Below are 19,968 nucleotides of genomic sequence, written 5' to 3' on the forward strand. Positions count from 1 at the left end.
GGGGGTTGGGCTTCAGCGCTTGCGGTTGCGCTTCTTGTAGCGCCGGGCGCCCGCGCGAAGCCGTCGACCCTGCCGCTCGGTGAACGCCGGGTCGAGACCCCGCCGACACGAGCACATCAGGTTGTCGTCGTTGGTGTCGTGCGCGAGCCCAAACGCGTGGCCGAACTCGTGGACCAAGGTGGTGGTGGGTGCGTTGTGGGCCACAGCCACGTACTCACGCGCGCGAATGTCCTTGATCAGCCCGTGGTAGCGCCAGTGCATGCCGCTCACGCGGCGGTCGCCCTTGCGCTTCGAGGTCAGCCGCACCCGGTCGACGAAGAACACGTGCACGGTGCCGTCGCGCGGGGCCCGACGCGCGAGCTCGAATCGATGATCGGGCGTCTCGATCCGGGTTCCGCCGACCATGGGCTGAATCTTCTCGACGTCCAGGTAGATGTCGAAGGCCGCCAGCTCGCGGTTGGCCCGCCGAATCGAGGCGAGGATTCGCCGCTCGCTGACGACGGAACGGCCCTCGTGGGTGGCGACGTGGATCGTCACCGGGACCCGGATCGCACGGTCGCGCGCGCTCGCCCGCGAGGGGACCGCGAGGGTCATGAGCACCAACGCCAGCAGGCCCAGCAATCGCGCGACGAGAGCCTGGTGGGGTCCGTGCTTTCGGCGCTGCTGCGTGGCCATACGACTGGTTTCCACCCCTGAATTTGAGTGTGTGAGCTTCCCGATAATGCGCAAGCTCCCTCACGCATCGTGCTCCTCAACGTCGAAATCCTGGCGCCGATCTGGCCCGCGCAGGGGATGCGTCGGGGGGCGCAACTGTCGATCGCAGATCGATCGTAGATGGGAGGCCGAACCTGCAACGTGCTACCTTGGCGCCATGCTGTCTTTCGGCAACGCCGCGACCTCACCCGAGTTCGTCCCTGGAGACGACGCCCGAGACTGGATCGCAACCGGGATCGTCGACCTCGCCGCCCGGCTCGGCGCCCCCGCCCACCGCCCGCAGCTGCTGACAGACCCCGCGCAGCTGGGCTTCGCCAACACCCCCAGCGACCTCGACTCGCTGTTCGACATGATCTGCGGCGTCCAGGAGGTCGTGGGCCAGGCCGAGGTCGAGCTGACCGTGCTCGAGCTCGACGCCCGCGGCCAGGCCCCGAAGCTGCCCGACCACTACACCAGCCTTGGCGACAGCGGCGGCAAGCTCCTACATACCCTCAAGGGGCCCGACGATTACCTGCTTCTGTTCACCCCAACGGTGTTCAAGGTCCGCGAGCTGCTGTTGGCTGGGATCGCGCGCGAGCTTGGGCGCGTGGCGCTAGACCTCGCGGGGCTGCGACCCGGAACGGATGACGGCGAGATCACGAACGCGACCCTGACCCAGTGGGAGGCCGACGCCGAGCTCGCCGGGATCTTGCTGGGCATGGGGATCTGGGTCGCGAATGGCTCCTACATGTTCGAGAACGCCTGCTGCGGCGGTGGCTGCGGCGTCGACCTCAAGTCGATCCGCGCCGGTCTCTCCATGCCGGAGGCATGCTATGCGCTGGCGATCGACAGCCAGCGCAAGGGCATGCGTCGACGCGCCGTCGTTCGCCACCTCGCGCCCACGCAGAAGGCCGCGACCAAGCAGTGCTGGAGTCATTTGGGTCGCGCGCTGCCCCCCGCGCTGGCGGCCGCCGAGCCAGAGGTTCGCGGCCGGCTGGGCGCCTGACGAGCTACGGACGAGTGACGCGGTCGGCGACGGCCGACACGAGTTCTGAAAGCTGATGCAGAGGCGGATCCGGCGTCCCACGAACTCGTTTCCTCACTGGGGGCACCTCGATGGGGTCCTCGCCAGGAGCGGCGCGTAGTTGGGCGCCGATCTCGGGCGTGTCGAGTAGGTGGACCAAAGGGATGCTCGTACCATCGAGGATCGACGCCTGTTCGGAGACGATGATGAACACCCCATCATTGCCGGCCTTCAGCTCCGCGATGAGTCGCGCGAGCTGCTGCTCGCGGGTCACGAAGCGAGCTCCTCGGCGAAGCGTGCGACGATGTCTCGCAGCAAAGGGTGCACCGCGTACCAATTCGACCCGTTTCGGTACTCCACGATCTGCCCGCCGTCGACCAACGCCAGAAACGTTGGATGTCCCACAGCGATCGAAGTATACGTCCATCAACGCGACGCGGGGACGCCAAGTTCGCTACTCCTCCAGCTCTTCGATCCGGTCCTTCGCGTTCTTGCGCTTCCCGCCGCCGACGCGCACGAGCACGCCCTCTTCCTGCAAGAACCTGCGGATCGTCAGCTCGTCGATGCTCGCGGCCCGCTCGGCCAGGCGCGAGAGGTTGGAGATCATCGGCCCCACGTCCTTGCCGATGTCCTTGATGTCCTCGGACATCTGCTTGAGGTTGTTGGTCGCGACCGCGACGTCGTCGATGACCTGACCGAGCTTGTCCATGCGCTCGGGTGTGAACTCGGCGACCACGCCCTCGACCTTGGCGAGCGCGCTGTCAGCCCGGCCGAGCGTGCGGTCGGCCTTGTCGAGCAGGCCAGGTAGCCGGCTGGCGGTGGTCGCGGTGATCCGATCGAGGTTGCCGATGATCCGATCGATGCGAGGGTCGCTGAGCAGCGCGTTGGTGTTGTCGAGCAGCTGGTGGACGCCGTCTTTGTTCTGCTCGGTGATCTCGCGGATCCCGGTGATCGTGGCGCGGGCGTCGTCGATCGAGGCGGTGATCTCTTCGCGGGTCACGACCGGGGCGCCGCCGTCGTCGCCGGCCGCCTTGGCGACGAGGCCGTCGACCCGGGAGATCAGTGGCTTGAGCGCGGCGCCGATCGAGTCGGTGCCGCCGAGGATCGGCTCGAGCGCGTTGAGGACCTGGTCGACCTCGAAGGTCGAGCGCACGTTGACGATCTCGGCGCCGTCCTGCAGCAGCGGAGCGTCGGGGGTGCCGGGCCGCAGCTCGAGGTATTTCTCGCCGAGCAGGCTCTTGGCGCGCACGCCCGCGATCGCGTCCTCGTGGACCTCGATCTCCGGGTCGAGCAGCAGCACCAGGTGGGCGTCGTCGCCCTTGGCCTCGATCTGCTCGACGACGCCGACCTTGACCCCCGCGAGCTTGACCGCGTTGTTCTCGACCAGCCCGGCCGCCTCGTCGAGCGTGACCATGTAGCGCTTGCCATCGCGGCCCCCGAGCGCGCCGACGTTCTGGGCGAGCCATAGCAGCAGCCCGACGGTGATGATGACGAAGGCGCCAAGGAAGATGTACTTGCGGTTCACGGGCTCAGACAACCTTGATCGGACCGACGGTCGCGCGGGTGAAAAATTGCTCGAGGGCGGGGTGGTTCTCGGCGAACACCCGCTCGGCGGGGCCAAAGGTCACCAGCTTGCCGTTGGCCAGCATCCCGATCGTGTCGGCGACCTTGCGGGCCTCGGCGGTGTCGTGGCTGATGATGATGAAGGTCATGCCGAGCGTGCGGTGCAGCTCGAGGATCAGCTCGTCGAGGGTCGCCGACATGACCGGATCCAGGCCCGACGAGGGCTCGTCGCACAGCACGATGTCGGGATCGATCGCGATCGCCCGGGCAAAGGCCACGCGCTTGCGCATGCCGCCGGACAGCTCGCTGGGGAATTTTTGCTCGGCGTGGGCGACCCCGACCCGCGCGAGCCGATCCGAGACCTTCTCGTGGATCGCCTGCTCGCTCAGATCCGTGTGCAGGCGCATCGGGAACGCGACGTTGTCGAACACGGTCATGTCGTCGAACAGCGCGCCGTCCTGGAACAGCATGCCAAACCGACGCCGGACCGCGAACAGCCGCTTGCGATCCGCGGCCCGCTTCTCGTCGAGCGCGGCCACGTCCTCGCCGAACACCAGCACCCGGCCCTGATCGGGCTGCAAGAGCCCGACCAGGCAGCGCAGCAGCACCGACTTGCCGGTGCCCGAGGGCCCGAGCATGACGGCAATTGATCCGCGCTCGATCGTGAGGCTCACGCCGTCGAGCACGGTGTGGTCGCCAAACGACTTGCTGACGTTGTCGAGCACGACGGCCGGGACGTCGCTGGGCGTGGGGGTGAGATCAGCCATAAATGAGCCAGGACAGGATCAAGTTGACGACGATGCACATGACGGCGCCGTGCACGATCGCCAGGTTGGTTGCGATGCCCACGCCCTCGGCCCCGTCGCGCTTGGCCACGGTGTAGCCGTGAAAGCACGAGATCACGGCGACCAGCCAGCCCATGACCAGGCCCTTGAACAGGCCAGTGCCGATGTCGGCCAGGCCAACCTGCTCCTGGACCTGGGTGACGAAGCTGCCGGGGTCGAGGCCGAGCTGCCAGACCGCGCCCGCGTACGAAGCCGCGAGCCCGACCACGTCGGCGTACCCACACAGCAGCGGCAGCGCGAGCGTGACCGCCCACAGCCGCGGGGCCACCAGGTAGTGGACCGGGTCGACCGCCATGACCTCGAGCGCCTCGATCTGCTCGCTGATCCGCATGTTGGCCAGGCTCGCCGCCAAGTTGGCGCCGATCCTCGCGCCGCACACGACCGCCGCCATGACCGGGTACAGCTCGCGCACACCACCGACGCCCGCGAACATCCCGAGCAGATCCTGACCACCGAACCGCTCGAACGAGCCGTAGCTCTGCACGCTGAGGTTGAGCCCGGCGAAGATCGTGAGCATGGTCAGCAGCGCGAGCGAGCCCCAGCCGGCGTCGACGAGCTGGGTGACCAGGACATCGCGCGGGGGCAAGCGGGTGAACTGAATCCGCAGCGCCAGGCCGACGAAGCGCACGAACGCGGCGCCCCTGCGGACCAGGTCGGTGACCAGCTCGGGGATCACGTGCATCTACAGCCCGGCCCCCAGCAGCGCCATGCTCACGGCGTAGTCGACCAACAAGATCAGCACGATCGTGCTGACGACGGTGTCGTTGGCGGCCTTGCCCACGTCGGCCGCGCCCTTGCCCACGTTGAGGCCCAGGTAGCCGGCGATCAGCCCGACCCCGAGCCCGAACAGCGAGCACTTGCCGAGGCCGATCCACAGATCCGCCGGGGTGATCTGGGCGGTCAGGTGCTCCATGAAGGCGCCGTGGTCGACGCCGCCGATCGGGACCGCGAACACCCAGCCCGAGAACACCCCGAGCAGGTTGGTCAGCACGCTGAGCAGCGGCGCCACGATCACGCAGGCGAGCACCCCGGGTACGACCACGAACCGGACCGGATCCACGGACATGACCGCGAGCGCGTCGATCTGCCCGCGCACTTTCATGGTGCCGATCCGCGCGGCGATCGACGAGCCCGCCTGCGCGGCGACCATGACCGAGGCCAGCGCGGGGCTGTACTCGCGGAAGATCGCCGTGCCCAGGAAGCTCGAGAGCATCCGCTCGGCCCCAAACAGCTTGAAGATCGAGATTCCCTGCAACGAGATCACCGCGCCGACCGGCGCGACCGCCAGGCTGACCGGGATCACGCAGCGCTTGGCCAGCACGTTCATCATCCGCAGCGTCTCGCCCAGGTACACCGGTGGTGTGAAGGCCGAGCGCGCGACCTGACCGGCGAACATGACCAGAGCGCCGAGGGTGTGAAGCGAGCGCAGGAGCTTGTCCATGGCGTGCGGCGTGCGATGCGGTGGGTGACCCGGAGCGGCCACCGACGAGATCAGATCAGCCCGACTCGCCGAGGCCGTGGGCTCGCGGCCCCCGCGGTGTGCTCGACGACGCCCGCACCCATCCCGGCGTTTGTAACAGTCCGCCCGCCTAGCGCGCCACAAGAGGTCACACACCGCGGCGCTCGGGCGGTCGGATCAGGCAAATTTGACTTGAATCGAGCGCTTAGACAAAACCAGCGGGTGCTTCGGGCGCCGACATCCGGGATCCGCGGCCTCGCTGGAGTGTTGTGCACGCTCGCGCTCGGCTGCGGGGTGGTGACTTGCGGAGAGGCACCCTCGCGGGTCCCCGGCGCGAGCGCGCTGGTCGGTCAGGTCGATCCGGTCACGCCCAAGGCCGCGCCACCAGGCACCGAGGCGAGCGACGAGCACGAAGTCCTGCCCGCCTACACCGACGAGGCGCTCGCGGCCCGGGTCAGCGCCCAGCGGGTGCTGCTGGGCAACGACCTGTTCGAGGACATCGAGGGCAACCCGGTCGCCCCGCGGATCGAGCTGATGGCGGAGGACGAGGCTGCCGGCTCGATCGACGATGACATTCTGCTCTCGCTGCCAGGCTCGGGTGGGTTCGGCCTCGGCGGCGCGGCCGGGAGCGGGAGCGAGACCGCGGCCAACGGCAACGCGCTCGGCCTCTACGCGCCGATCGAGAACCCCCGCGATGACCCGGCGCTCGCGCACTTCCACGCGGCCCTGAGCGCGCTCGCGGCCGGCACCGACGACGACGGCAAGGTCCGGGTGCTCGTCTACGGGGCCTCGCACACGCAGGCCGACATCTACCCCGGGTACTTTCGGGCCTACCTGCAGAGCCGGTTCGGCGACGGCGGGCAGGGCTTCGTCTCGCTCAATCGCGTCAACAAGTGGTACCGCTACCAGGACTGGTCGATCGAAGAGACGCGCGGCTGGAAGTCCGAGTACGCCCAGCGCCAGAGCTCGCGCAAGGACGGGTTCTACGGGCTGCTGGGCGCGAGCGGCAGCAGCGACAGCAAGCGCGACAACACCAAGATCGTCCCGCGGCACGAGCTCGCGGTCGCCAGCGAGTACGAGCTCTACTACCTCGCGCAGCCGGGCGGCGGCTCGCTGCGGTTGTTCGCCGACGGCAAGAAGATCGCGACGGTCGACACTGGCAAGCAAGACGGCAAGTCGGTCACCAAGCCGGCGGCCGGCTACTACGCGTTCACGCTCGACGAGGGCCCCCACGAGATCGAGGTTCGGGTCGTGGGCGACGGCGAGGTCCGGCTGTTTGGGCTCGACATGGAGCGCGCGAGCTCGGGCGTGGTGATCGACACGCTGGGGATCTCGGGCACGCGCGCCGCCAACATGCTCCACTGGGACCAGGACGTCTGGACCAGCAACATTCAGCGCCGCGACCCGGATCTGTACACGCTGTTCTACGGGACCAACGAGGCGACCGACGAGAACCAGTCGATGGCCAGCTACCGGGCCAACCTGCGCGAGGTCCTGACTCGCCTGCGCGCCGCCGCCCCCGAGGCCAGCTGCTTGATCATTGGCCCCGGTGACTTCCCGCGCGAGATCGAGGAGGACGTCTGGATCCCCCGCCCCCGGGTGGCCGAGATCGTCGAGGCCCAGCGCGACATCGCCTACGAGATGGGCTGCGGGTTCTGGGACACGCTCGCGTTCATGGGCGGCGTGAACTCGATGCACGAGTGGGCGACCTCCCGCCCCCAGATGGCCAGCCGCGACCACATCCACTTCACCAAGCGGGGGTACGTCCGCCTGGGGATGGCCGTGATCGACGCGATGATGGCCGACTTCGATCGCGGCAGTCACTAATTTCCCGCGCAGGCGCGCGGTCAATTCTGATAGACCGGGGCATGGCGCGACGACTCGTCTCCATGCTCAGCCTGGCGGTGCTCATGAACCTCGGCGGTTGCGCCGACGACCCGGGAGCCGACGACTTCGGACCCGACGACGGAGCCGACGCCGCCGGGGCCGACGACGCTGACGGGTTCAACGCGCACTGCGAGCCGCAGGCTGACTGGGATCCCGCCTGGGCCCAGTACGAGTCCGACGTGTTGGGTATCGTCAATGCGCGTCGCGCCGAGGGTGCGAGTTGCGGCGGTGAGACCTTTGCGCCGACCGGGCCGATGGTCGCGGAGGCGCAGCTGCGCTGTGCGGCGCGACTGCACTCCCAGGACATGTTCGTGCAGATGTATTTCGACCACACCAACCTCGACGGCGAGAGCCCGTGGGATCGGGTCGACAAGACCGACTACGACGGGTTCGCGTCGGGCGAGAACATTGCGCAGGGCTACCCAGATCCGACAGCAGTCATGGATGGCTGGATGAACAGCCCAGGCCACTGCGCCAACATCATGAACGCTGACAACACCGAGATCGGCATTGGCTTCCACGGCGGCGACAACCACTGGACGCAAGTCATGGGCCGTCGCTAAACGCCCCACTCACCGACCGTCGCGATCGCGCTCCGGGTTGTTCCTGACAAACTCGACGGTCGAGCGCTCGAATACGCTCTAAACCTGCCGAACCTGGTGTGCTGTTTGAACAACCCGCGCGTGGTGTTCTGATAGGGTTGGGCCTGGATGGCCCAGGAGTTCGTCATCGCGGGGCGCTATGTGCTCAGTGAACAACCCGAGCTCCTACTCGGCCGCGGCGGGATGGGGGAGGTGTATCGCGGGCGCGATCGCGAGACGGACACACCAGTAGCAATCAAGGTGCTGCGGGCCGATCGAATCGCCCGCGCCGACGAGGCCGCGCGCGTGGGGGTGCTGCTCGAGCGCTTCAAGCGAGAAGGCGAGATCTTGCGCGAGCTCGCGCACCCCAACATCGTCCAGATGCTCGCGGTCGACGTCGTCGACAACCGGCAGTTCCTGGTCATGGAGTACGTCAACGGCGGCTCGCTGCGCGAGCGCCTGGACACGGGCCAACAGCTGACGGTCGTGAAGGTCTTGCAGATGGCGCTCGAGGTCGCCGACGCGCTCAGCCGCGTCCACCACCTCGGCATCGTCCATCGCGATATCAAGCCCGACAACATCTTGTTGATGGCCGACGGCACGCCGCGGGTGACCGACTTCGGCGTCGCTCACCTCGCGAGCGTGTCACCGGTGACCGGGGCGGGAGCGATCCTCGGCACGCTCGACTACCTCAGCCCCGAGGCTTGCAACGGGCTGCCGGTCGACGCCCGCAGCGACATCTGGTCGTTCGGCGTGGTGCTCTACGAGATGCTCGTCGGCCGAACTCCGTTCTTGGGCGACACCGCGGTGATGACGGTCGCGGCGATCAGCTCGAGCCCGACGCCGCCGATCGAGCGCGTCGGCGAGGAGCTGCCCGGCGCGCTGGTGCGGCTCGTCAACCAAATGCTGGTCAAGGAGCGAGACGAGCGGACCAGCAGCGCCCGCAAGGTCGCCGCGGAGCTCGAGTCGATCCTCGTCGAGCTCGAGCGACCGCCGCCCAAGCTGTCCCGCAAGCCGTCCGATCCCACGCTCGGCGGTACGATCGACAGCGCGCAATTTCAGGTCCCGCCCCCGCTGGCCTCGGAGGATCCACGGATCTCACCCGAGCGCCGCACCGAGCTGCGCTTGCTCGAGAAGGTCCACCGACACTGGATCGCGGGCGTGCTCGAGCAGGCCAACGCCGAGCGAACCCGGATGCGGCTGCCCGCGCGGCGCTGCTACGAGAAGATCGAGCTGCCCTGGGAGCACCTCGGCGCGGCGTTTCGGGATCGACAGCTGCTCGACATCGGCAGTGATCCCGTCGAGGTGTTCGACGCCACCGATCGCGCGCTGTTGATCCTCGGCGAGGCCGGCGGCGGCAAGTCCACGCTGCTGCTGGAGCTGACCAAGACCTTGCTCGAGCGCGCCATGGCGCAGCCTCGCGATCCGCTGCCCGTGGTCTTGAGCCTCAGCTCGTGGACCCAGCAGAGCGGGGACCTGTCCAACTGGATCGTCGACGAGCTGGTCGCCAAGTATCAGCTCCCGCGCCGCCTGGGTCGGGCGTGGCTCGAGTCCGAGCGGCTGCTGTTGCTGCTCGACGACTTCGTGGGCGAGGTGCCCGGCTGCGTGTTGGCGATCAACGAGTTTCGCGAGCAGCACGGCATGTCCGGGCTCGTCGTCTGCGGCCGCACGGAGACCCACGCGGCCAGTGACGGAAAGCAGCTGCGGCTCGGTGGCGCGATCGAGCTGCTCTCACCAACAGAAGACGAAGTCGAGCGCGCGCTGGGACAGGTCGAGCCCAAGCTGATCGAGATCCTCGAGCAGGATCCCGCGCTGCGCGAGCTGGTCCGCTCGCCGCTGATGCTGACCTTGTTGCGGGGAGTGTTCGCGAGCCGCGGCGACAGTGGCGACGGGGCAGAGAGTGACAGTGACTCGTCAACCACCGGCCGGGGACTGCGGGCCGGTACCGGTGACGGGCGACCCTTGCGCGAGCGACTGTTCGCCAGCTTTGTGAGTCGCTCGCTGCACCGCGGGCCACCGGGGCTAGACCGCCCCACGGTCTGCGCGCAGCTCAGCGAATTCGCCGCGGGCATGTCGGCCAACAACCAGCGCATGTTCTTGATCGAGCAGCTTCAGCCGAGCTGGCTGCGAACGCGGGCGCAGCAGTGGCTGTATCTCGTGCTCACCCGCGGGTTCGCTGTGCTGTTCATCAGCTGTTCGATCTGGCTGGTCCACGAGCTGTTGAAGCGATTTGGCATGCCGACGCCGCTCAGCCTCGCGCACATCGAGGGCGCGCGCGCGCTGGGTCTGCCCAACACGCTCGGCGAGCTGATCACGCTCGCGCTGATCGGGCTGATCGCGACCCCCGCGCTGGTGCTGACTGACGGGCTGGTCTACGAGCACCGCCGCAAGCTGGGTCCGCCGGCCTCCCAAGAGTTCGATCTCCGGCTCGTGGCGGCTCGGCTGGCCGTGCTGTTCATCGTGTTCGTCGCGCTGCTGCAGACCGTGGACAGTTGGGTCGGCGCAATCAGCACTGTATCTATTGTATTGATCCTCAACATTTTCATGCTGGTCCAGCGCGGCTCACCCAGCTTCAGCTCCGAGATTCAGCCGGTCGAGGCGCTGGGTTGGTCGTGGGGCCAGGCCGCCAAGTGGGGCGCTCTCGCGCTTCCTCTGAACCTCGGGCCCGCGGCGTTCTTGTGGTGGATCGACTACCCAAGTCAGATCATCTCGTTTGTCGTGGTCACGGGCGTCTTGTTCGTGTTCGTCTGCGCGGGGCTGCAGCACCGCGAGCTCGACGCCCGCAGCAAGCCCAACCTGGGCACCAAGCTCTCGATGCGAAACGCCGCGATCGCCAGCCTGCTGGTCAGCGGCGCGCAAATTCCGCTGTACCTGGTCTGGTGGCGTGATCCCGGGACCGTGGTCGTGGGCGTGATGACCGCTGGCCTGGTCACCGCGCTGAGCTTTGGGCTGCTGTCCGTCTGGCAACACGTCACGCTGCGCCTGCTGCTGGCTCGAACCACCCAGATACCGCTGCGTGTCGAGGAGCCCCTGGATCACGCGATCGCCTGCGGGCTCATGCGGCGCGTCGGTGGGGGATACATGTTCACGTCCCCGTTGCTGCAGGATTACTTTGCAAGCCTGGCGACGGGTCAGGAGACGAGTTCATAGCGCCGTCATTGTGTCCTTGGATACGTAAGGAACAGACTATCGGCGTGGTGAATCGATTGCGGCCATCTCTTCATCTTTTTAGTGTATACTCGACTACTGTTTCCTCAAGTGCTGGACCCTGTCATGCGACCCGTTCGTGTCCTCCCCGCAACTGATGTCGCCCACCTCGCGCGAGACGAGTCGCGTCTGCTGCGATTGGCGGTCCCCTGGCACTGGAAGTCTCCGGTCAGCATCAGCCCCCACGCGGGCGCGGCCGCGGCCGCGATCCTCGAATGGTTCGAGCAGCTCGGGTGCACGGCCGCCGAGCTCGACCGGGCCGAGCGGTTCGACATTGGCGGCTATGTAGGTATCCCGTTCCCGACCCTCGATTGCGAGCAGACTACCCGGATCGGCAAGTACCTGGCGTTGTGGTTGCTGTGGGACGACGTCCACGTCGAGCAACTCTCCAACGACTGGCGGATCGACGCGGCCGCGGTGCTCGGCAATCGCCGGCCACCAGGCCTCACCCGCTTCGACGAGGGCTGGTGGCAGCTCATGCAGGAGTTCCGGGTCAACCGCAGCCCCACGTGGATCCGCCGCCTGTGCGACGCGATGCAGCAATGGAGCGACGCGGCCGCCGCCGAGGCCGCCGTCGCGTTCCATCACCACGAGACCGGCGAAGTACCCCCCTTCGCCGACCAGCTCGAGCGGCGGATCGCAACAATCGGAATGTATGGCACCGCGTGCCTGCTCGAAGAGATCCACGATGACGAGCCACCAATCGCATTTCACGCTCACCCGATCGTGCAGATGCTGCAATACCTGTCCAGCAAGATCGTCGGGCTCGGGAATGACATGTTCAGCCTCGCCAAGGACTGCGTGGAGAACCAGCTCAACCTCGTGTCCACGCTCATGCACGAGTCGTCGGTCGGGGTCCGCGACGCGCTCGCTATGTTGGTTCGCCTGCACGACGAAGCGCTGGTCCAGTTCGACCACCTCGCAGCCCAGATCGAGCCATGGGCCATCAGGATCTACCCGGGCGCCGAGCGCTGGGTGCAGGATCTGCGGGTCGCGTCGTTGGGGTTCAGCCTGTGGGAGTCGCAGGCACCTCGCTACCTGGCCCACCAGATCGTCGACAACGAGCGGGTGTTGCTCCCGCGCTTCTCGTACCTCGACCAGCCCCAGCCAAAACCACAGGCCCAGCCAAAACCACAGATCGTCGAGGCGTTTGGGCCACTCGCGGCTGGCCACGACTGCCGCTGAGCGCCCGCTCAGAACCGCAAGATCAGCCCCGCCTGCCCGCCGTTGCGCCCCGCCGCCAGCGTGGGGGTGAGCTGCACGCCAGCGCGAACGGGGATCCCCCACGCCTCGTTGAATTCGCGGCGCCGCTTGCTGCCGGCCACCAACATGCCGATGCCACCGCCAGCCGTGCCGAGCCCGACCAGCAGCAGAGGCAGGCTGATCGCCACGTAGGAGACCGAGATCGCCATCATCACGGTGCCGGACAGCGCCAGGACCGAGCCCATGGTGAGCATCACGATCCCGCCCCCGTGCAGACCCCGGCCGTCCTGCAGCGGTCGCTGACCCACGGGGATGTCGCTGCCGGAAGGCGAGGAAGACGACGACGTCGTCGACTCTGGCCGCATGCGCACGCCAGCGATCTCGGCCTTGGGCACCGAGACCACGGTCCCGTCGGCTGCACGCGCGATCGCGAGGTCGGCGCTGGACTGGGCGACGACCGTGCCCCCGACCGAGGCTCCGTCTTTCATCTGCAGGGCGACCTGCTTGCCGAGCAGGCCCTGCCACAGGGTCGAGCCCGTGAGCGTGAGGCTGTCGCCGCCGATCCGCGGCGCGGGGGCGGCTGGCGGCGCGGCCGTGGGCGGCGGCGCAGCTGTCGGTTGCGCGGCGGTGGGCGGCGCGTCAGTTGGGGGAGCTGGCTCGGCCGCGGGCGCGGGCGCGGCGTCCTTGGGCAGCTTGGGCGGCGCGAGCATGAGCGCCTGATCGAGCCCGGTGAGCTGGTCGAGGCGCTCGAGCTGGCCGAGGTCTGGACCGATCCCCGGACCGAGGCCCGAGAGGCCTGGCCCCGCGTGGGCCAGCATCGGGCTGACCAACAGCGGCAGCGCACCCGCCACGGCGATCAACCCACGCCGCACCTGGGTGGCCAAGCTGCGCTCGAGCCGACCGCCGGGGCCGGCGTCGAGCAGCTCACCGCGCAGGTCGTCCTTCATGTGCCAGTCGTGCGTGGGCACGTGATCCAGCGCGTGGACGCCCAGCGGGATCCCAAATCGTGGGGTCTCGCAGCTGAGGATCACCCGATCGCCCATGATCTCGCGGATCTCGCTGATCTCGCTGATCGCGTAGTGGCTGCGCGCGATCGCGTCGGCGACCAGGATCTCGGCGAGGCCAGCGTGGCGCTGCGCAGACGAGCGGGGCGCGGCGCGATCGAAGTCCCGGATCGTCGCCGGGCGATCGATCCACTCGGCCTCACGGCAGCGGAGATCCAGAGCGGGCAGAGGCGTGGGCGTCATCGAGGTCATGGCGGGTCGCAGTCGTGCCCCGGCTGGGGCTTCGGTGGGTAGTCTGCCAGAGCGAAGATCGGTTCAGGAGAGTTTTGGACGGTCGATCTCGGCGAGCATCTCTTGGGCCGCCGCGACCCGGGCCCTGGCCTCGTGCGCGAGCAAGCGAGGCCGCAGGCGGGCGTCGGTGTCGTTGAGCGTGGCCAGGAACGCGGCACCCAGCGCGCGCCCGCGATGGATGTGATCATAGAGCTCGTCGAACACCTCGATGTCCTCGGCGTCGACCTGGGGGTCGGCGGGCGTCGGCGGGCAGGCCTGCACGGTCTGGCGCTCCGGTCGGACGACCTCGACCGCGCGGGCTTGGTCGCCGCGGCCGAGCCAGCTCAGGACCTCGGCGATCGCCTTGTCGGGGTCTTCGAGCAGCGACTGGTACGAGCACACGTGGGCCGCGTAGCGCCGGGTGGCGATGTCCCGCAGCAGCCCAAAATTATCGACCCACCACTCGAGCGCGGGCGGGAGCTCGTGGCGCAAGATCGCCTCGTGCGACTCCAAACCGGCTTGCTCGCGGTGAAGCTCGCGCAAGCGCGTGCGCGAGACCGCGAACTGCCGCCACTCACGGACAGTCCCGATCACCCGATCGACGTAGGCCAGATCGCTGCGCACCAGCCCCGGAACCATGATCTTGACCGCGTGAAAGTTGGTCTGATCCGGGAACAGGAACGCCCCCGTCAGCGGGTGGGGGTTGGTCCGGTAGTAGATCCCGCCGAGCAGCTGCGACTCCCAGAACCCGTCAGGGTTGGCGCTGGCCAGCAGCGCCCGCCAGTCACCTGGGAACGCCTCACCGATCGCCTCGAACCCGGCCGCCACGAGGATCTGCATCCACATCGAGGTGCCCGATCGGGGCGTGCCCGTGACGATCAACATCGCCAGCAGTAGACCACGCCCACGCGCGCGACAAAAGCCACGGCTCGCCGCTCTATACTCGCGGGCATGGCCGAGTCTTCGCCACCGCCCGGTTCGCCCCCGCACAAGCGAACCCCCGCACAACGCGCTGCGCGGGCGTTGATCAAGGGGATCCTGCCGCGGCCCAGCCGGTCGTCGAGGTTCGTCCGCTACTCGCTGTATGCATTCGTGATCGCCTTTGCGATCCTGGTCTCGGCCGCGTCGCTGCCCGTTGTCGGTCGCTGGCTGCGAGATCACACGATCGGCCCGCTGCCGGCCAACCCCAGCCTCGGCCTCTCGCTCGAGGGGATCGCCAACGCGATCGACTTCCTCGGGGTCCTGTTCATCGGCGGCGCCGTGTTCTCGTCGCAGATGGCCAAGTTCGTCCAGGACCGGGCGATCGACTACGAGCACGCGATGACGACCGCGTTCGGAGTCGACAGCTACGAGATCTCGACCGAGATCGACGCCTCGATCGCCCGGATCGACGGCCTGATCGAGCGCGCGGCGTGGGCCGGGTTTGGGCGCACGGTCTGGGACGGCTGGAAGGAAGCGCGGCGGCTCTACTTCATGATCTTCGACCTGCCCGGGCACTATGGCCGCTACGCCTGGACCATGGTCGTGACCCGGTTCCCCGGCGGGTTCTTTGGGCTGCTCGCGTTCCTCACCTTCGGCTCGAGCGCCGCGCTCAAGACCGCCAAGCTCTGGGTCGACATGGGCCCCTCGTAGATCGGACGAGGGCGCTCTAGAACAACCAGTCGCGCCAGGGTGGCGGGATCTCTTCGAGCCCCAGCGCCGTGCGAGTGGGTGGCATCCAGCGCGGGCGCAGCGGTCGGACATAGAGCGGCATGTTGGCCTCGTCTGGGGTCCGGCCGCCCTTGCGCAGGTTACAGGGCGAGCACGCGGTGACGATGTTGTCCCATGACGTGGGCCCGCCCCGGTGCCGGGGGAGCACGTGGTCCAACGTCAGCTCGCGGCGAGACGGCCGGTTGCCACAGTACTGACAGGTGAAGCGATCCCGAACGTGCACACCCTCTCGCGAAAATCGGACGATGTACTGCTGCGGTCGGTACGGTCCGAGCAACCGCACGACGGCGGGCGCTGCGTACTCGCGCGTGACCGTGCGGATCGGTCGCTCGTGAGCCGCAACCATCTCGACCTTGCCCAGGAAGCTCATGCAAATCGCTCGCTGCCACGGGATCACACGTAGCGGCTGATAGCCCTGATCGAGCAGCAAGGTGTCTTTGGCAGTCACGATACTAACGATGCGGTGGCCGCGATCTTGGGTCCGGCCCGCTCGGTCGTGAGCGCGTGCGGGGCTGGACCCGGGCTTCTTGGCCGTTTTGGCCGCGCCCAATTGAGGAAGGTTGGCATGGCGTTCGCTCGGTGTTCGGCGCCAGGACTGTAGCACTCGCATTCGCACTCGTCCTATCCGGATTGTCGGCGCCACGCCGTCGGTGGTGCAATGCTTGGTGTCGCTTGCCGGGGGGCAGCGCGCGACAGGTTGAGACCTGGACTCGAATGTAGGCAAACGTGGGCTGGCGCCGTGGTCCGCCGTCCTGGTACAGGACAATCGTGCGCTGGACCCCCCAGACCCTCGCTGACGCGGCCGGTGGCCGCCTGCTTCGCGCTGGTGATCGACCGATCGCGGCGGCCTTCATCGACAGTCGAGCTCCCCGGGCGGACGCGCTGTTCGTGCCGGTCATGGCCGCGCGAGACGGGCACGACTTCATCGCCGCGGCGGCCCAGGCGGGCGCCAGCGCGACCTTGTTGAAGGCGGGGCGGAGCCTGCCCCCGGGCGCCGAGCGGCTCACCGTGGTCGAGGTCGACGACACCCTCGCGGGGCTGAGTTCACTCGGGCGTCACGCTCGCGATCAGATCTACGGACCGGTCGTTGCGATCACCGGGAGCAACGGCAAGACCACGACCCGGGCCCTGGTCGAGGCCGCGCTCGCGACCCGCTTTGCGCCGGTGACCTGCACGCGCGGCAACCTCAACAACCACCTGGGTGTACCGCTGACCCTGGTCGACGAGCCCCACGCAGCGGCGGCGGCGGTCCTGGAGCTGGGCATGAGCGCGCCGGGAGAGAACGACCACCTCGCGCGGATCGTGCGGCCGAGCGTGCACGTGATCAGCTCGATCGCGCTCGAGCACCTCGAGTTCATGGGCTCACTCGAGAACATCGCGGCGGCCGAGGCCGAGCCGATCCCCCACCTGCGGCCGGGTGCCGACGGGCACCCGCCCGCGCTGGTGGTGCCCGCCGACGAGCCGAGCTTGCGGGCCCACCTGCCTCCACCCGAGTCGGGCGTCCGCGTGCTCCGGGTCGGGCCTGGCGCTGGCGCCGACGAGCTGCTCGATGTCGCGATCACCGAGGTCGAGGTCGGCGTTCGGACCCGCGCGGTGCTGCAGCTGCGCAGCGGCGAGCGACTCGAGCTGCGGCTCGCCAGCTTCGGGGCCCACAACGCGCGAAACGCCGCGAGCGCGGTGGCGGTCGCCGTCCACCTCGGCTTGCCGCTGGCGCCGCTGGTCGACGCGCTCGAGGCTGTCGCGCCGGTCGGTGATCGCGGCCGGCTGCAGCAGCTCGGCCCGCACTTGCTGATCGCGGACTGCTACAACGCCAACCCCGGGTCGATGATCGCGGCGCTCGACAGCCTGGCGCGGCTGCGAGCGACGCGGCCCGGTCCGTTGCTCGCGATCCTCGGTGACATGCTCGAGCTCGGGCCTGCCCAGGCTCAGCTCCATCGTGAGATCGGCGCTCACGCGGCGCAGCTGGGCGTCGACGCCGTGCTGGGGTTTGGCCCGCTGGCGCAGGAGATCGTCGCGGCCGCCGACGCGGCTGGGGTTGCGGCCACGCATGTGTCGGGTGAGGCCGGCAGCGTGGAGGCGGCGGTCGCGTGGATCCGCGCGCAGCTGGGCGAGACCAACGACCCCGGCGCGGTGTTGTTCAAGGGCAGTCGGGGCATGCGACTCGAGCGGATCGTCGCCGCGCTCGCGGACTGAACCGCTCAAAACCAGCAAATTATGGTTGCTGCGGCCGGTTCGCGCGATGATGGGTCGGTGAGGCGGCGACGATGACGAAGCGGGTGGTGATCGTGCCGCGCTGGGGTGGCCACGGCCAACACGACTGGTACCCATGGTTGCGCGCGCAGCTGGCCGAGGATCCGGGCGCCGGCTTGCAGGTCGAGGTCGTCGAGCTGCCCAACCCCGACGCCCCGGTGATCGAGCAGTGCGTCGCCGCGCTGCAGTCGGCTTTGGGCACGCGCGCCGAGGATCTGCGCTCGACCCTGCTGGTCGGTCACAGCGTCGGCTGTCAGGCGCTGCTGCGCTATCTCGCGGAGCTGCGCGCCAGTGACTCCGGCGGGGGCGGCGACAGCGAGCGACCGGTCGGGCCCGAGCACCTGCTGTGCATCGCCGGCTGGTGGGTGGTGGACGAGCCGTGGCCGTCGATCCGCCCGTGGATCGACACCTCGATCGCGCTGCCCTCGTTGCAGTCCAACACGGCCGGCGGCGTGACGGTGCTGCTCTCGAGCGACGATCCCTTCACCAGCGACTGGCGGACCAACAAGGCCACCTGGGAGCAGCGCCTGGACGCCGACGTTCGCGTGATCCAGGCCGGCCGGCACTTCAACGGCGCCCAGGAACCAGCCGTCCTCCAGCTCGTACGCGAGCGCCTCACCTGAGCCCGGCCAGTCTAAAACAGCTTTCCGGGGTTGAGGATCCCGAGCGGGTCGAAGATCTGCTTGATCGCTCGCATCGCGGCGATCTCCATCGCGCTGCGGGTGTGACCGAGATACTCGCGCTTGAGCAAGCCGATCCCGTGCTCGGCCGAGACGCTGCCCTGAAACTCGCGCACGAGCCCGTACATGGTCGGGTCGAAGCCGTGGCAGCGCCGCAGGAATTCTTCGAGGCTCACGTCTGCGGGCCGCAACAAATTTAGGTGCAGGTTGCCGTCGCCGACGTGACCAAAGCACAGCGCCGGGATCTCGGGCAGCGCGGCGGCCACGGCCTCGCGCCAGCGCGACATGAAGCGCGCGACCTCGCGAACCGGCACCGCGACGTCGGCCTTGTGCGGCGTGTGTCCGTGCAGGGACTCGGAGATGTCCTCGCGCCATGCCCACAGCTCCTGGGCCTGGGTCTCGGTCTGAGCGACGACCGCGTCGAGCAGCTCGTCGGCCTCTTGCGCCTCGCCCAACAGCTCCATCAGCGCGTCTTGGGTCGACTCGCCATCGCCGTCGTGCTCGACCTCGATCAACACCTGCATCGGGCCAAGCTGCGCGAGCGGGCCGGCCTGATCGACCCCCCGGTGGGCGACGACGTGCTCGACGCAGCCGCGGTCAAAGCACTCGAACGCCGACAGGGTCAGCGACGACCCACGCAGGCGCGCGAACAGCTGCGACAGCGCCGCGTCGCTCGCGAGCGAGCAGATCACCACCACGTGACCCGCGGGCGGCTGGGTCAGCGAGAGCGTGGCCTCGACGATCAACCCCAGCGTGCCTTCCGAGCCGATGAACAGCTGGCGCAGGTCATACCCGGTGTTGTTCTTGACCAGCGCGCCCCCGAGCGACAGCCGCTGACCGTCGGCGAGCACGACCTCGAGCCCCGCGACCCGCTCGCGGGTCAGGCCGTGGCGGATGACCTTCACGCCGCCCGCGTTGGTTGCGATCGTGCCGCCGATCTGGGCCGACCCCTTGGCCGCGAAGTCGACTGGATACGTCAGGGCGTGGGCCACCGCCGCGTCTTGCACGGCCTGGACCGTGGCCCCGGCCTGGCAGCGCAGCAGTCGGCTCGGCCCGTCGACCTCGAGGATCGCGCTCAGGCGCTCGAGTGACACGACCAGCTCACCGTTGGTCGCCGTCGCGGCGCCGGTCAGCCCGGTGCGGCCGCCCGAGGGGACGATCGCTACCCGGGCTTCTGTGCACAGCCGCGCGATCGCCTGGACCTGCTCGATCGTGCGTGGCAACGCGATCGCGCCCGGGGCCACCGGCCAGCCGCCCCTGCAGCGATCGCTGCCGTAGTAGGCCAGGTCGTCGCCCTCGATGATGACGTCGTCGCCGATCAGGGCGCGCAGACGCTCTACGAAGCCGTCGTCATCGGCGCGTCGAAAGCCTTGGTGGGGGGACATCTCGGGCGAAGCTACATCGAACCCACGCGCAGCCGTGGGTGGCTCGCGCGGCTCGAGACCGTGGTCGCCGGCGATTTCATGTGTTAGGTTTGTCGGGTTTGACCCCCGGCGGCACCGCCGACGTCGAGCTTGGACCCGTGGTCACCGGACTGGTCGTTTTGGTGGCCAATTGTGATCGTTCTGGTCGTTGCGCTGCCCGCGAAATTT

The 19,968-nt window shown here is 68.5% G+C and carries 18 protein-coding genes; 8 read left to right on the plus strand and 10 right to left on the minus strand.

Features of this window, described 5'->3' with window-relative positions; genetic code table 11:
• Window positions 1–12: 12 nt before the first annotated feature.
• Entirely contained in the window at window positions 13–690 is a 678-nt protein-coding gene (locus ENSA7_RS36635; RefSeq protein WP_146158563.1) for a zinc metalloprotease, read from the minus strand.
• Between the two features lie 181 nt (window positions 691–871).
• Here ENSA7_RS36635 and ENSA7_RS36640 point away from each other — a divergent pair, with 181 nt between their 5' ends.
• On the plus strand, window positions 872–1,699 hold the full coding sequence (locus ENSA7_RS36640; protein ID WP_106094053.1) for a hypothetical protein: 828 nt from the start codon (window positions 872–874) through the stop codon (window positions 1,697–1,699).
• 4 nt (window positions 1,700–1,703) lie between these two features.
• Here the strand turns inward: ENSA7_RS36640 and ENSA7_RS36645 are convergent, their stop codons facing one another.
• From ENSA7_RS36645 to ENSA7_RS36665, 5 genes are all read right to left on the minus strand, one after another.
• Complete coding sequence (locus ENSA7_RS36645) at window positions 1,704–1,991, minus strand: hypothetical protein (RefSeq protein ID WP_106094054.1); 288 nt, start codon at window positions 1,989–1,991, stop codon at window positions 1,704–1,706.
• A gap of 180 nt (window positions 1,992–2,171) precedes the next feature.
• Window positions 2,172–3,242, minus strand: a complete 1,071-nt coding sequence (locus ENSA7_RS36650; protein WP_106094055.1) for an MlaD family protein — start codon at window positions 3,240–3,242, stop codon at window positions 2,172–2,174.
• Between the two features lie 4 nt (window positions 3,243–3,246).
• Window positions 3,247–4,047: an ABC transporter ATP-binding protein gene (locus tag ENSA7_RS36655; protein ID WP_106094056.1), complete on the minus strand. Its 801-nt coding sequence runs from the start codon at window positions 4,045–4,047 to the stop codon at window positions 3,247–3,249.
• Window positions 4,040–4,807 (minus strand): MlaE family ABC transporter permease, encoded by a 768-nt coding sequence (locus tag ENSA7_RS36660; RefSeq protein ID WP_106094057.1) that lies wholly within the window; start codon window positions 4,805–4,807, stop codon window positions 4,040–4,042. Before ENSA7_RS36660 ends, ENSA7_RS36655 begins: the two co-directional genes overlap by 8 nt.
• Window positions 4,808–5,566 carry an MlaE family ABC transporter permease gene (locus ENSA7_RS36665; RefSeq protein ID WP_106094058.1) on the minus strand — a complete coding sequence of 253 codons (759 nt, stop codon included), beginning with the start codon at window positions 5,564–5,566 and terminating at the stop codon, window positions 4,808–4,810.
• A gap of 240 nt (window positions 5,567–5,806) precedes the next feature.
• Between ENSA7_RS36665 and ENSA7_RS36670 the strand changes: the two genes are divergently transcribed.
• From ENSA7_RS36670 to ENSA7_RS36685, 4 genes are all read left to right on the plus strand, one after another.
• Window positions 5,807–7,411: a GDSL-type esterase/lipase family protein gene (locus ENSA7_RS36670; protein ID WP_146158565.1), complete on the plus strand. Its 1,605-nt coding sequence runs from the start codon at window positions 5,807–5,809 to the stop codon at window positions 7,409–7,411.
• 41 nt (window positions 7,412–7,452) lie between these two features.
• Window positions 7,453–8,034 carry a CAP domain-containing protein gene (locus ENSA7_RS36675; protein WP_106094060.1) on the plus strand — a complete coding sequence of 194 codons (582 nt, stop codon included), beginning with the start codon at window positions 7,453–7,455 and terminating at the stop codon, window positions 8,032–8,034.
• Window positions 8,035–8,181: 147 nt separating this feature from the next.
• Window positions 8,182–11,202, plus strand: a complete 3,021-nt coding sequence (locus ENSA7_RS36680; protein ID WP_106094061.1) for a serine/threonine-protein kinase — start codon at window positions 8,182–8,184, stop codon at window positions 11,200–11,202.
• A 123-nt stretch (window positions 11,203–11,325) separates the two neighbouring features.
• On the plus strand, window positions 11,326–12,444 hold the full coding sequence (locus tag ENSA7_RS36685) for a terpene synthase family protein (protein ID WP_106094062.1): 1,119 nt from the start codon (window positions 11,326–11,328) through the stop codon (window positions 12,442–12,444).
• Between the two features lie 8 nt (window positions 12,445–12,452).
• On the opposite strand, the gene ENSA7_RS36690 is transcribed toward ENSA7_RS36685, so the two are convergent.
• Together ENSA7_RS36690 and ENSA7_RS36695 are read right to left on the minus strand one after the other, a co-directional pair.
• Complete coding sequence (locus ENSA7_RS36690) at window positions 12,453–13,709, minus strand: hypothetical protein (protein WP_146158566.1); 1,257 nt, start codon at window positions 13,707–13,709, stop codon at window positions 12,453–12,455.
• Between the two features lie 72 nt (window positions 13,710–13,781).
• Window positions 13,782–14,621, minus strand: a complete 840-nt coding sequence (locus ENSA7_RS36695) for a hypothetical protein (protein WP_106094064.1) — start codon at window positions 14,619–14,621, stop codon at window positions 13,782–13,784.
• Between the two features lie 66 nt (window positions 14,622–14,687).
• Between ENSA7_RS36695 and ENSA7_RS36700 the strand changes: the two genes are divergently transcribed.
• The gene (locus tag ENSA7_RS36700; protein WP_146158567.1) at window positions 14,688–15,368 is read left to right on the plus strand and encodes a hypothetical protein; all 681 of its coding nucleotides are present in this window, start codon (window positions 14,688–14,690) and stop codon (window positions 15,366–15,368) included.
• Between the two features lie 16 nt (window positions 15,369–15,384).
• On the opposite strand, the gene ENSA7_RS36705 is transcribed toward ENSA7_RS36700, so the two are convergent.
• The gene (locus ENSA7_RS36705) at window positions 15,385–15,894 is read right to left on the minus strand and encodes an HNH endonuclease (protein WP_181234461.1); all 510 of its coding nucleotides are present in this window, start codon (window positions 15,892–15,894) and stop codon (window positions 15,385–15,387) included.
• Between the two features lie 320 nt (window positions 15,895–16,214).
• On the opposite strand from ENSA7_RS36705, the gene ENSA7_RS36710 reads away from it, so the two are divergent.
• Window positions 16,215–17,639, plus strand: coding sequence for a UDP-N-acetylmuramoyl-tripeptide--D-alanyl-D-alanine ligase (locus tag ENSA7_RS36710; RefSeq protein ID WP_106094067.1), 1,425 nt, complete (start codon window positions 16,215–16,217; stop codon window positions 17,637–17,639).
• A gap of 71 nt (window positions 17,640–17,710) precedes the next feature.
• Window positions 17,711–18,319: an RBBP9/YdeN family alpha/beta hydrolase gene (locus ENSA7_RS36715; protein ID WP_106094068.1), complete on the plus strand. Its 609-nt coding sequence runs from the start codon at window positions 17,711–17,713 to the stop codon at window positions 18,317–18,319.
• 11 nt (window positions 18,320–18,330) lie between these two features.
• On the opposite strand, the gene ENSA7_RS36720 is transcribed toward ENSA7_RS36715, so the two are convergent.
• Complete coding sequence (locus tag ENSA7_RS36720; RefSeq protein ID WP_106094069.1) at window positions 18,331–19,761, minus strand: FAD-binding oxidoreductase; 1,431 nt, start codon at window positions 19,759–19,761, stop codon at window positions 18,331–18,333.
• Window positions 19,762–19,968 lie beyond the last annotated feature (207 nt).

Origin of the sequence: Enhygromyxa salina (assembly GCF_002994635.1) — a bacterium.
In the GTDB taxonomy this organism is placed as follows: domain Bacteria; phylum Myxococcota_A; class Polyangia; order Nannocystales; family Nannocystaceae; genus Plesiocystis; species Plesiocystis salina_B.